We start from the raw sequence: 12,711 nt of genomic DNA, 5'->3' as shown, positions 1-12,711 counted from the left end.
GTTAGAGACATGACATTTCACACCCTCAACGAACTGATCGCTGAAGGTGTCCGCGGGCGGTACATTCTGGTTCGAAGTGACCTGAATGTGCCGCTCGACGGCTCTACAGTCACTGACGACGGCCGCATTAAGGCCTCGCTCCCAGTGCTGGCAAAGCTCACGGACGCCGGTGCCCGCGTGCTGGTAACAGCCCACCTCGGACGCCCCAAGGGCGCCCCGGAGGAGAAGTACTCATTGCGGCCCGCAGTGGACCGCCTGGCCGAGCTGGCGGCCTTCAAGGTAACCCTGGCTGCCGACACCGTCGGCGACGCAGCCAAGGCTGCCGCTGCATCCCTGCAGGACGGTGAAGCACTCGTTCTGGAGAACGTCCGCTTCGACGCCCGGGAGACCAGCAAGGACGACGCCGAACGCGGCGCCTTCGCCGACGAGCTGGTCGCACTCACCGGCAGCAACGGCGCTTACGTGGATGACGCCTTCGGCGCCGTCCACCGCAAGCATGCCAGCGTCTATGACGTCGCTACCCGGCTGCCGTCGTACCAGGGCGACCTGGTGCACACCGAGGTTGAGGTCCTGCGGAAGCTCACCACCGACACGCAGCGCCCCTACGTGGTGGTTCTCGGCGGCTCCAAGGTCTCGGACAAGCTCGCGGTGATCAACAACCTGATTGGCAAGGCCGACACCATCCTGGTGGGCGGAGGCATGCTCTTCACCTTCCTGGCAGCCCGGGGACACAAGGTCGCGTCCAGCCTCCTTGAAGAGGACCAGATCCCGGTCGTCCAGGACTACCTGAAACGGGCCGCGGACGCCGGCACGGAATTCGTGGTTCCCACGGACGTGGTGGTGGCGGAGAAGTTCGCCGCCGACGCCGCCCACGAGACCGTCGCCGCGGACGCCATTGAGGGCAGCAGCTTTGGTGCCCAGGGCATCGGCCTGGACATCGGACCGGAAACCGCTGCCGCCTTCGCTGAGCGGATCAAGGGCGCACGGACCGTCTTTTGGAACGGCCCCATGGGTGTCTTCGAATTCGAGGCTTTCTCGGCAGGCACCCGTGCCATTGCCCAGGCCCTGACTGGTACGGAAGGCTTCACCGTGGTGGGCGGCGGCGATTCCGCTGCCGCTGTACGCACCCTGGGGTTCTCCGACGACCAGTTCGGCCACATTTCCACGGGTGGCGGCGCCAGCCTGGAATACCTCGAAGGCAAGGAACTTCCCGGCCTGAGCGTCCTGGACCGTTAGAAGCAGGCCGGTGGAAGCACACCGGTTAAACACTGCTGCTGTTCCGCAGTCAGCGGACCATGCAGTCCTCCGGCCGGCAGGTTGCCCGCGGCAGCCTGCCGGCCGAACACATATCAAGAACTTTTGGAGATTACGTGACTACCTCAACGAACGGCGCTTTCGACCGCACGCCCTTCATCGCGGGCAACTGGAAAATGAACATGGACCACGTGCAGGGCATTACCCTCCTGCAGAAGCTGGCCTGGACCCTTTCCGACGCGAAGCATGACTACAGCCGCGTTGAGGTTGCCGTCTTCCCGCCGTTCACCGACCTTCGGGGCGTCCAGACCCTGGTGCAGGGCGACGACCTGCACATCGCGTACGGCGGCCAGGACCTGTCCCAGTTCGATTCCGGCGCCTACACCGGTGACATCTCAGGCCAGTTCCTGAACAAGCTCGGATGCAAGTACGTCCTGGTGGGCCACAGCGAACGCCGTACCATCCACAACGAATCCGACGAGGTCCTCAACGCGAAGGTCAAGGCAGCGTTTCGGCACGGCGTGGTTCCCGTCCTCTGCGTAGGGGAGGGCCTTGAAATCCGTCAGGCGGGCACTCACGTTGACCACACCCTGCAGCAGCTCCGGGCAGGGGTGGCCGGACTCACCAATGAGCAGGCCGCAGAACTGGTAGTGGCTTACGAACCGGTGTGGGCCATCGGCACGGGCGAGGTGGCAGGCCCGGAGGACGCACAGGAAATGTGCGCCGCCATCCGCGCAGAGCTGGAAACCTTGTTCGGCGCCGACGTGGCAGCCAAGACCCGGTTGCTGTACGGCGGCTCGGTCAAGGGCAATAACGCTGGTGCCATCCTGCGGGAACGCGACGTGGACGGTGTCCTGGTGGGCGGCGCCAGCCTTGACCCGGCTGAGTTTGCTAATATTGTCAGGTTCGAGAGCCACCTGGTCGCGGACTAGTCCGGAGCCAGCGCACACTCCCGCAATCCCAACTTCTGAAAGGCCGTCGTGGACGTTCTTCATGTCATTCTGCAGATCCTCCTGGGCATCACCAGCCTCCTGCTGACGCTGCTCATCCTCCTGCACAAGGGACGCGGCGGCGGCTTGTCCGATATGTTCGGCGGCGGAATGAGCTCGGGGCTCAGCTCTTCAGGTGTGGCAGAACGCAACCTCAACCGCTTCACCATCATTCTTGGCGTCACCTGGGGCGTCGTGATTATCGCGCTTGGCCTGATCATGCGCTTCAGCGGTGTAGGGGACTCCTGACCGTCACTGCGTGACACAAGGACCTTTCGGCCCTCCCGGCCCCCAGGCCTGCCAACTAGACTGTGGCTGTCGGATTTCCGGCAGCCACAGTCTTATTCTGTTTAACGGCACCGGCAGGCGCGAGGCAGGAGTTTCCCATGGTCCACCCAGCATCCGGTTTTCGGGGTACACGAGCGGGCGTGATCGCAGGCTCGGGATCAACCCTGCAGGGCAATGACTCCTCGTCCCGGCCCCTGCCGCGCATCCGGGTGTCCTACTGGTGCGCGAAGGGGCATGAAACCCAGCCTGTGTTCCTGAAGATGCCCGAGGACCAGATTCCCCGATCGTGGGATTGCCGGCGGTGCGGCGGACCTGCTACCCGGGACGGCCAGGCGGTTGGTCCTGAGGATCTGTTCGACGACGGCTCCAAGAGCCACCTGGAATACGTTAAAGAACGGCGCTCCGGCCAGGACGCCGAAGCTGTCCTGGCCGGAGCGCTGGAAAAACTACGCGCCCGCGGCGTCCTTCCGGACCAGCTGCTGCGGGACACGTGAGGCCGCGTTCTCGTCGATCAGCCACAGGGTCCGGGACGTTCCCCGGGGTCCCGAGGCAGGCACCTGCACAGGGTTTGCTCCGGCAAGTGCCAGTCCCACCGCTCCTGCTTTGTCCTCGCCGGCCACCACCATCCACACCTCAGCTGCCGTGTTGATGGCGGGCAGCGTCAGGGAGACCCGGAGCGGCGGCGGCTTGGGGGAGTTCCGCACGCCCACCACCGTACGCTCCTTTTCGCGGATTCCAGCCTGCTCCGGGAACAGGGACGCTATGTGTGCGTCGGGACCCACACCCAGCAGCACCACGTCGAGCCGGGGGAGTGCGGCGGGCTCCTCAGGCCGGTCGTCGGACATGTCTGCTGCGTGTTCGGCTGCCGCCGCGTCACGCAGCCTGCGGGCGTAGTCGTCCGCTGCTTCCTCAGGGCTCCCGAAATCATCCGTCGAGCCGGGGGAGTGAACCCTGTCCTGGTCCACCGGAATGTGGGACAGCAAGGCGTCGAACGCCTGCTTGGTGTTCCGTTCCGGATCAGCAGAGGCAACAAAACGCTCGTCACCCCACCAGAAGTTGACCTTGGACCAGTCGACGGCAGGTGACGCCGGAGAATCCGCAACGGCCTTCAGCGTGCCGATTCCCACGGTTCCCCCTGTGAGCACCACGGTGGCTTCGCCGTACTTGTCCTGGACATCAACGAGCTTGGTGATCAGGCGTGCCGCGATGGCGGCCATGAGGACGGACGAATCAGGATGGATGCTTACACGTGGGTCAACGCTCACTGGGTCGGACGCTCCTTAGATTGGTACGTGGCAGTCCAATAGTAATCACTTCACCGAACACTTCGTCCGGGTCCAGCCGGCGGAGCTCTTCGGCGAGGCAGTCCCGGAGGCTGCGTCGCGGCAGGGAGATCCGCTGGGCCGGCTGGCCCGGTTGGGTGAGTTCGGCCACGGAGAGCCCCGGCCGGAACAGTTGGACGTCGCCGCCCGGGCGGGTCAGACGAACCCGGCGGATGCCGGTTCCGGCAGGGTCCGCCACGATGGTGACGGGCGCATCCAGGGTCAGGGTGAGCCACGCCGCGAGCAGGATAGTGGAGGGTGAATCCGAGGCACCTTCGACGGCGACAGCCGTCACGGGGGATGAATCCACCTCGTCCAATGCTGCCGCGAGCTGGATGCGCCAGTTGGTCAGGCGGGTCCAGGCGAGGTCGGTGTCGCCTGCTTTGTAGGTGCGGTGGATGCGTTCGAGCGCGGCCTGGGGGTCGGGTTCGTTCGCGGAGTCCGTGATCCGGCGGTGCGCAATGGCGCCGATAGAGGTTTCGCAGGCGTTCTCGGGGGCGCCGTGCGGCCACCAGGCCACGATCGGGGCGTCCGGGAGCAGCAACGCGGCCACCAGGGACTCGGATTCGTGCGCGAGTTGGCCGTAGCCGCGCAGCACGATCACCTCCGAGGCACCTGCGTCCCCGCCCACACGGATCTGTGCGTCCAGCCGGTCCTTGGCGTCTTTCCCCGCGTCCGCGAGCACGATGATGCGGCAGGGGTGTTCCCGGCTGGCATCGTTCGCGGCCTCGATCGCTTCCTCTTCGAGCCCGGACTTGGTGACCACCACGAGGGTGAGGACCCGGCCCAGGGCGATCACACCGCCCTGTTCGCGCAGGGCCATGAGTTTCTTGGACACCTTGGAGGTGGTGGTGTCCGGCAGGTTTACGATCATGGCCTTCTCCAGGTTCGTCCGTCGCGGGCCAGCAGCTCGTCAGCGCTGGCCGGGCCCCAGGAACCGGGGGCGTAGGGTTCGGGCTGTTCGTTGAGGGAGGCCCAGTATTCCTCGAACGGGTCAAGGATCTTCCAGGACAGCTCCACTTCCTCATGCCGCGGGAACAGCGGCGGCTCACCCAGCAGGACATCCAGGATCAGCCGCTCATACGCTTCCGGGCTCGACTCGGTGAAGGAGTGCCCGTAGCCGAAGTCCATGGTCACGTCGCGGACTTCCATCTGGGTGCCGGGAACCTTGGACCCGAACCGGATGGTCACGCCCTCGTCCGGCTGGACGCGGATAACCACGGCATTCTGTCCGAAGTCATCCTCGCCATGATCGGTGAAGAGGAGGTTGGGGGCGCGCTTGAACACCACCGCGATCTCGGTGACGCGGCGGCCCAGGCGCTTGCCGGCCCGCAGGTAGAACGGCACGCCGGACCAGCGGCGGGTGTGGATGTCAACCCGGACCGCCGCATAGGTCTCAGTGGTCGAGTCTGCCGGGATGCCTTCTTCCTCCAGGTAGCCCTGGACCTGTTCCCCGCCCTGCCAGCCGCCGGTGAACTGGCCACGCGCCGAGTGCGTGGACAGATCCTCCGGGAGCTTGACCGCAGCCAGCACCTTTTCCTTTTCGGCGCGCAGGTCATCGGCGTTGAAGGAGATGGGTTCTTCCATCGCCGTCAGCGCCAGCAGCTGCAACAGGTGGTTCTGGATGACGTCGCGGGCAGCGCCGACGCCGTCGTAATACCCGGCCCGTCCGCCGGTGCCGATATCCTCGGCCATGGTGATCTGGACATGGTCCACGTAGTTCGCGTTCCACAGCGGCTCAAACAACTGGTTCGCGAACCGCAGCGCCAGGATGTTCTGGACCGTCTCCTTGCCCAGGTAATGGTCGATCCGGAACACAGCATCCGGCGGGAACACCGACTCGACAATGTCGTTCAGCTGACGGGCCGAGTCGAGGTCGTGACCGAACGGCTTCTCGATCACCACGCGGCGCCACTTGTCCCCGTCGGCCTGTGCCAGGCCGTGCTTGGACAGCTGCCGGCAGACCTGCTCAAAGGCCTTGGGCGGGATCGACAGGTAGAACGCGTGGTTCCCGCGGGTGCCGCGGACGTCGTCGAGTTCCTTGATGGTCTCACCCAGGCGCTCGAACGCGGCGTCGTCGTCGAACTCGCCCTGGACAAACCGGATGCCCTCGGACAGCTGGTTCCAGACCGCCTCGTCAAACGGAGTCCGGGCGTGGGCCTGCACCGAGGCCTTCACCTCGGCAGCGAAATCCTCCTTGTCCCACTCGCGGCGGGCAAACCCCACCAACGCGAAACTCGGCGGCAACAACCCGCGGTTGGCCAGGTCATACACCGCCGGCATGAGCTTCTTCCGGGCGAGGTCACCCGTTACGCCAAACAACACAAGCGATGATGGACCGGCGATCCGGTTCAAACGGCGATCACGCGGATCACGCAGCGGATTACGCCCGCGGCCCGCGCTCTTCCGGCCGTATTCAGTTTCTGGCATGGTGCTTTTGTGCCTTAGCTTTCGGTTGCGGATGCACGGGTGGACAGGGCAGCGACAATGTCCTGCAACTGGGCCACGCCCGCGGCACGGTCAGTGAGGTGGAGGCGCAGCACGGGGCGTCCGTGTTCACCCAGGACCTGGGCGTCGCCTGCGGCCTGCGCGGCGATGAGCTCGCCGAAGGTGAAGGGCCGGTCCGGGATGGCCAGGTCCTCGGCGGGCGCGGCCGTTACCTGGAGGAACACGCCGATGGCAGGGCCACCCTTGTGGAACTGCCCCGTGGAGTGCAGGAAGCGCGGTCCCCAGCCGAAGGTGACAGGACGGCCGCTGGCGGCGGCAAGTTCATCACGGATTCCTTCGAGTCCCGCGAAGGCCAGCCGGTCGAAGTAGGCCTGGACGCTGAGGTAGCTGTCCCCGGCCAGGGTGCCCAGCAGCGCCTTGACTGCGCCCTCTGCCGTAGCAGCATCGCCGAGCCAGTCGCCGCCGCGGACCTCGATGGCACCGTCCACGAAAGCAGCGGGCGTGGGTTCCGGCTGGGCATCCAGCAGGCCGCGGGCCGCCACCTTGGCGGCCTCGACGTCAGGCTGGTCGAAGGGGTTGATGCCCAGCAGGCGCCCGGCCACAGCCGTGGCAAACTCCCACACCATCATCTGCGTGGCGAGGCCCCCCGCGATCGCTACCTGGTTTTCACCGAGTTCGACGTCGGCATCCGCGGCAACGAGGCGCACCACCAGGACATCGGGTGCACCCGAGGTCACCTCAGGTGCGTGCGGACCCGCCACCACCGGAAGGATACCGGTGCCCAGCTTGCCGGTGGATTCGGCAATGAGCTGTTCCGCCCAGTCCGCGAACCCAACGATGCCCGAGCCGTCTTCGGCGATGACGATTTTGTTCCGCAACGGGCTGGTTCCACCCAGGGCGGTGCCCAGGGCCAGTCCGATGTTCTCAGGTGCGTCATCGTTGAGGATCTCCGCTGCTTCCTCTGCTTCGTCGAGGAAAGCCTGGATGTCCACGCCGGCCAGGCCGGACGGCACCAGCCCGAACGCGGTCAGGGCGGAGTAGCGGCCGCCCACGTTGGGGTCGGCGTTGAAGACTGCGCGGTAACCCGCTTCCCTGGAGGCTTTGTCCAGCGGCGAGCCCGGATCCGTCACGATGATGATGCGGCTCTTGGCGTCCACACCTGCCTCCGTAAAGGCCTGTTCGAAGATGCGCCGCTGGGAGTCCGTCTCCAGGGTGGAACCGGACTTGGACGAGACCACGATGGCGGTTGCGGCCAAGCGGTCGGCGAGGGCAGCACGGACCTGGTCCGGGTCCGTGCTGTCCAGCACTGTCAGCTCGACGCCGGCGGTGCCCGCGATGACCTCGGGGGCCAGCGAGGAGCCGCCCATGCCGCAGAGGACGATCCTGCTGACGCCTTCGGCGCGCAGGGCGTCCCGGAGTTCCAGGATGTCCTTGACCAGGGGCTGTGACACGGTGGCGGCCTCTACCCAGCCAAGGCGGATAGCTGACTCGGACTCGGCGTCAGGGCCCCACAGCGTGTGGTCCTTGGCGAAGATCCGGGTTGCGATCCTGTCCTCGATGAGGGCGGGAAGGTGCTGCTCAAGTGCCTGCCGGGCAGCGCCTGTGGCGTCGTAGCTGAGAGTGCTCATGGGTGTTAGGAAGCCTTCCGTGCAGAGGCGAGGGCGCCTTCGACGTCGGCCAGGAGTTCCTTCCAGCTGGCCACGAACTTGTCCAGGCCTTCGGTTTCAAGGAGCGCGACGACGTCGTTGTAGGAAACGCCAAGCTTTTCCAGGGCGTCGAGGGTTGCGTTCGCCTCATCATAGGTGCCCGTGACGGTGTCGCCGGTGACCACGCCGTGGTCGAAGGTGGCGTCCAGGGTTTTCTCCGGCATGGTGTTCACTACGCCCGGTGCCACCAGTTCGGTGACGTAGAGGGTGTCCGGGTAGGCAGGGTCCTTCACGCCGGTGGAGGCCCAGAGGGGGCGCTGGGGGCGTGCGCCGGCATCGGCCAGCAGGGCCCAGCGCTCGGTGGCGAAGAGCTCTTCGTAGACCTGGTAGGCCAGGCGGGCGTTTGCCAGGCCGGCCTTGCCCTTGAGGGCCTTTGCTTCCTCCGTGCCGATCTTGTCCAGGCGCTTGTCGATTTCGGTGTCCACGCGGGAGACAAAGAAGGATGCGACGGAGTGGATCTTCGAGAGGTCGTGGCCGTTTTCCTTGGCCTGCTCCAGTCCGGACTGGAAGGCGTTGATGACCGCGCGGTAGCGCTCGAGGGAGAAGATCAGGGTCACGTTGACGCTGATGCCTTCGGCCAGGGTCGCGGTGATGGCCTCGAGGCCTTCGATGGTGGCCGGGATCTTGATGAGGACGTTGTCCTTGTTCACGCGCTGGTAGAGGTGCTTGGCCTCGGCGATGGTGCCTGCGGTGTCCCAGGCCAGGCGGGGATCGACCTCGATGGAAACACGGCCGTCCACGCCCTTGGTGGCGGCAGCCACGGGTGCGAAGAGGTCGCAGGCGTCGGCGACGTCAGTGGTGGTGATCTCGAAGATCGTGTCCTCCACGCTGGCGCCTTCTGCGGCCTTGCCGGCAATGATGTGGTCATAGTCCGTGCCGGACGTAATGGCGGCGTGGAAGATGGACGGGTTGGTGGTTACGCCTACCACGTTCTTCTCCTCGATGAGCTTCCGGAGGGTGCCCGTTTCCAGGCGTCCGCGGGAAAGGTCGTCGAGCCAGATGGAAACGCCGGCGTCGGAAAGCTGCTGGGTGGGAGTAGTCATTGTTGTATCTCCTGAAAGTTTAGGTTTTAGGCCTGGAGGGCGGAGAGGGAGTCCTTGGCGGCGGCTGCAACTGCTTCAGCCGTGATGCCGAACTCCTGGAAGAGGCGCTTGTAGTCTGCGGAAGCGCCGTAGTGTTCGAGGCTGACCGAACGGCCGGCGTCGCCGACGAATTCGCGCCAGCCCAGTGCCAGTCCTGCTTCCACCGACACGCGTGCCTTGACGGCGGCAGGCAGGACGGATTCGCGGTAGGCGGCGTCCTGCTTCTTGAACCATTCGACGCACGGCATGGACACAACGCGCGCCGCGATGCCTTCGGACTGGAGGGCTTCGCGGGCCTGGACGGCCAGCTGGACCTCGGAACCGGTGGCAATCAGGATCACGTCGGCCGGAACCGTGGCGCCATCCTTAGAAGCCTCGGCCAGGACGTAGCCGCCCTTCGCCACGCCTGCGGTCGACGCGAAGGTGTCGCCGTCGGCGTCGCCCTCGCCGCGTTCCCACGTGGGGATGTTCTGGCGGGTCAGGACGATGCCTGCCGGGTTGGCGTGGTTTTCGAGCATGGTCTTCCATGCGGCGGCCACTTCGTTGGCATCGCCGGGGCGAACCACGTCCAGGCCAACGATGGCGCGCAGGGAGGCGAGCTGTTCCACGGGCTGGTGGGTGGGGCCGTCCTCACCCAGGCCGATGGAGTCATGCGTCCAGACGTACAGCGACGGGACACCCATCAGGGCGCCGAGGCGGATCGCGGGGCGCTGGTAGTCGCTGAAGATCAGGAAGGTGCCGGAGAATGCGCGGGTGTTGCCCGCCAGCGTAATACCGTTCACGATCGACGCCGCTGCGTGTTCGCGGATGCCGAAGTGCAGCACGCGGCCGTACGGGTTGCCTGACCACGCATCGGTCTGCTTGGAGGCAGGCACGAACGAGGGGGAACCCTCAATGGTGGTGTTGTTGGACTCGGCGAGGTCGGCGGAGCCGCCCCAGAGTTCGGGCAGGACCGGGCCCAGGGCGTTGAGGACCTTGCCGGATGCCGCACGGGTGGAAACGTCCTTGCCGGCAGGGAAGAACGGAAGCGCTGCGTCGAGGCCTTCGGGAAGTTCCTGTGCCTCGAGGCGCTGCAGGAGCGCCGCACCCTGGGGGTTGGCTTCCTTCCAGGCGTTGAAGGACTCTTCCCATTGCTTGTGTTCGGCGGCGCCGCGTTCCACTGCCTGGCGGGCGTGGTCCAGGACTTCCTGGTCCACCTCGAAGGACTTGGCAGGGTCAAAGCCAAGTACTTCCTTGAGTGCGGCGACTTCCTCGGCGCCAAGCGCGGAGCCGTGGATCTTGCCGGTGTTCTGCTTTTTCGGTGCCGGGTACCCGATGATGGTGCGCAGCGAGATGATGGACGGCCTGGAGGTTTCGGCCTTGGCGGCAAGCAGGGCGCTGTAGAGCTCCTGGACGTCTTCCTTGTATTCGCCGGTGCGGGTCCAGTCCACACGCTGGGTGTGCCAGCCGTAGGCTTCGTAGCGCTTCAGGACATCCTCGGTGAAGGCGATGTCGGTGTCGTCTTCGATGGAGATGTGGTTCTCGTCGTAGATCACCACCAGGTTGCCCAGTTCCTGGTGGCCTGCCAGCGAGGAAGCCTCGGACGTGACGCCCTCCTGGAGGTCGCCGTCGGATGCGATGACCCAGATGGTGTGGTCGAACGGTGACTCGCCTGCCGGGGCATCGGCGTCGAACAGGCCGCGCTGGCGGCGCTGTGAGTAGGCGAACCCCACGGAGGAGGCCAGGCCCTGGCCCAGCGGGCCCGTGGTGATCTCCACGCCGGCGGTGTGCTTGTACTCCGGGTGGCCCGGGGTCAGCGAACCCCAGGTGCGGAGTGCTTCCAGGTCCTTCAGTTCCAGTCCGTAGCCGGAAAGGAACAGCTGGATGTACAGGGTCAGGGAGGTGTGGCCGGGAGACAGGATGAACCGGTCGCGCCCCAGCCACTGGGGATCACGCGGGTCGTGGCGCATCAGCTTCTGGAAGAGAAGGTACGCGGCCGGGGCCAGGCTCATGGCGGTTCCTGGGTGGCCGTTGCCCACCTTCTCCACCGCATCGGCAGCCAGGACGCGGATGGTGTCCACGGCCTTCTGGTCCAAGCTGGTCCATGACAGTTCTTGCTCTTCCAAATGTGGCACGAAAACCGGGCCCCTCTCTGTGCTGGCGGCGGCCGGTACACCGGTTCCATCAGGGCGCGCTGTGGGCGGCCGCTGCGGTGTGTGTACCAGCCGTTCACCATCGAAACGTTGATCCTTGCCATCAGCCACGAACAGCAGCGGGAATGCGTTTTCCACCGCTTTCTTGCTGCGTGCTGATCTGGTGACAGCTTAGCTCTTATCCATACTCCGGGCGGCCGAAATCTCACGTTGTGGACGCAATTTCCCCTTTTATGAATCAGTGTCACGGAGGGTTGAGTTAATCTGCTCGAATGGGCCCGCGAGCAATCATGTGCGCATATGGCGGGGCAGGGGCGGGGCCCGTGGCGCGGTATGATATTTGGAGGCCAACGCCGGGTGCGCATCACTTTCGCCGCCCGGGGTTCCCCGGCTGTTGCACGCGCCACACGTAATTCCTTCCTTCGTGCCGTGCCCGGGTCCGGGCCGCACGACCGGAGCTGCATTGCCAGCCTCAACCGCCATACAGAACGGGTGACTGCCACCGTGAGCACTACAGATACGCCGCTGAACGCATCCCGGGCCTCCGGTACCGGGTTTGCCCGTAAGGCCAAGGCGTATCTCGCCCTCACCAAGCCGCGCGTGATCGAACTGCTCCTGGTGAGCACGCTGCCCACCATGATCTACGCCCAGCGGGGCTTCCCCTCCATTGGGCTGATCCTTGCCACGCTGGTGGGCGGCGCCTTTGCTGCCGGGAGTGCGGGCGCCTTCAACTGCTACATCGACCGCGATATCGACAAGCTGATGCACCGGACCGAGAACAGGCCGCTGGTCACCGGTGAGGTCACTCCCCGCGAGGCCCTGGTCTTCTCCTGGCTGCTCGGTGCGGCGGCCATCGTGATCCTCTGGTTCGGAGCCAACCCGCTTTCCGCGTGGCTGGGGCTGGGTGCCATCTTCTTCTACGTGGTCATCTACACGATGATCCTCAAGCGCCGCACCGCGCAGAACATCGTGTGGGGAGGCGCCGCCGGCTGTTTCCCGGTGCTGATTGCCTGGGCCGCGGTGACCAACTCTGTCGAGTGGCCCGCCGTCATCCTGTTCATGGTGATCTTTCTGTGGACTCCGCCGCACTACTGGCCGCTGTCCATGCGTTACGGCGAGGATTACCGGAACGCCAACGTCCCTATGCTGGGCGCGATTGCGGGCGCCAAAGTCGTGTCCGTCCAGGTGGTTCTCTATGCGTGGGCCATGGTGGCCTGCTCCCTGCTGATGATTCCGGCGGGCGGTGCCGGCTGGGTCTACACCGTCACCGCCGTCCTTGCGGGTGCCTGGTTCCTGTACGAATCGCATGGCCTTTACGCCCGCGCCCAGCGTGAGGATATTCCGGACAAGCGCGCCATGAAGGTGTTCCACGGCTCCATCAGCTACCTGACGCTGCTCTTCATCGCACTCGCTGTGGACCCGTTCATTGGGCACGCCATTATCCGCTAAAGAATCGAAACGCACCCGGCGGCTCCCACATTCTGTGGGGG

At 65.5% G+C, this 12,711-nt stretch carries 11 protein-coding genes; 5 read left to right on the top strand and 6 right to left on the bottom strand.

Going from position 1 to position 12,711, the window contains the following annotated elements:
• The first annotated feature begins 9 nt into the window (after positions 1-9).
• From VXJ37_RS02870 to VXJ37_RS02855, 4 genes are all read left to right on the top strand, one after another.
• The gene (locus tag VXJ37_RS02870; RefSeq protein WP_331321554.1) at positions 10-1,236 is read left to right on the top strand and encodes a phosphoglycerate kinase; all 1,227 of its coding nucleotides are present in this window, start codon (positions 10-12) and stop codon (positions 1,234-1,236) included.
• Positions 1,237-1,370: 134 nt separating this feature from the next.
• On the top strand, positions 1,371-2,186 hold the full coding sequence (gene tpiA, locus VXJ37_RS02865; protein WP_331321553.1) for a triose-phosphate isomerase: 816 nt from the start codon (positions 1,371-1,373) through the stop codon (positions 2,184-2,186).
• Between the two features lie 48 nt (positions 2,187-2,234).
• Positions 2,235-2,492, top strand: a complete 258-nt coding sequence (gene secG / locus VXJ37_RS02860) for a preprotein translocase subunit SecG (protein WP_141941218.1) — start codon at positions 2,235-2,237, stop codon at positions 2,490-2,492.
• Positions 2,493-2,629: 137 nt separating this feature from the next.
• Positions 2,630-3,025, top strand: a complete 396-nt coding sequence (locus VXJ37_RS02855; RefSeq protein WP_331321552.1) for an RNA polymerase-binding protein RbpA — start codon at positions 2,630-2,632, stop codon at positions 3,023-3,025.
• On the opposite strand, the gene pgl is transcribed toward VXJ37_RS02855, so the two are convergent.
• Genes pgl through tkt form a run of 6 tightly spaced genes read right to left on the bottom strand, consistent with a single transcriptional unit; the run spans position 2,978 to position 11,194 of the window.
• Positions 2,978-3,796, bottom strand: a complete 819-nt coding sequence (gene pgl, locus VXJ37_RS02850; protein ID WP_331321551.1) for a 6-phosphogluconolactonase — start codon at positions 3,794-3,796, stop codon at positions 2,978-2,980. The genes VXJ37_RS02855 and pgl overlap by 48 nt on opposite strands.
• On the bottom strand, positions 3,786-4,727 hold the full coding sequence (locus VXJ37_RS02845; protein ID WP_142133908.1) for a glucose-6-phosphate dehydrogenase assembly protein OpcA: 942 nt from the start codon (positions 4,725-4,727) through the stop codon (positions 3,786-3,788). The genes pgl and VXJ37_RS02845 overlap by 11 nt, the downstream gene beginning before the upstream one ends.
• Positions 4,724-6,283: a glucose-6-phosphate dehydrogenase gene (gene zwf / locus VXJ37_RS02840; RefSeq protein WP_331321550.1), complete on the bottom strand. Its 1,560-nt coding sequence runs from the start codon at positions 6,281-6,283 to the stop codon at positions 4,724-4,726. Before zwf ends, VXJ37_RS02845 begins: the two co-directional genes overlap by 4 nt.
• A gap of 14 nt (positions 6,284-6,297) precedes the next feature.
• On the bottom strand, positions 6,298-7,929 hold the full coding sequence (locus VXJ37_RS02835) for a glucose-6-phosphate isomerase (RefSeq protein ID WP_331321549.1): 1,632 nt from the start codon (positions 7,927-7,929) through the stop codon (positions 6,298-6,300).
• 5 nt (positions 7,930-7,934) lie between these two features.
• Entirely contained in the window at positions 7,935-9,050 is a 1,116-nt protein-coding gene (tal, locus tag VXJ37_RS02830) for a transaldolase (protein ID WP_331321548.1), read from the bottom strand.
• Positions 9,051-9,076: 26 nt separating this feature from the next.
• Complete coding sequence (gene tkt / locus VXJ37_RS02825; RefSeq protein WP_331321812.1) at positions 9,077-11,194, bottom strand: transketolase; 2,118 nt, start codon at positions 11,192-11,194, stop codon at positions 9,077-9,079.
• A 519-nt stretch (positions 11,195-11,713) separates the two neighbouring features.
• On the opposite strand from tkt, the gene VXJ37_RS02820 reads away from it, so the two are divergent.
• The gene (locus VXJ37_RS02820; protein ID WP_141941233.1) at positions 11,714-12,670 is read left to right on the top strand and encodes a heme o synthase; all 957 of its coding nucleotides are present in this window, start codon (positions 11,714-11,716) and stop codon (positions 12,668-12,670) included.
• The last annotated feature ends 41 nt before the right edge of the window (positions 12,671-12,711 follow it).

Origin of the sequence: Pseudarthrobacter phenanthrenivorans, assembly GCF_036455295.1 — a bacterium.
Taxonomy (GTDB): Bacteria; Actinomycetota; Actinomycetes; order Actinomycetales; family Micrococcaceae; genus Arthrobacter; species Arthrobacter phenanthrenivorans_C.
The sequence above is the reverse complement of the archived record's forward strand: the minus strand, read 5'-3'. Positions and strand labels throughout refer to the sequence as shown.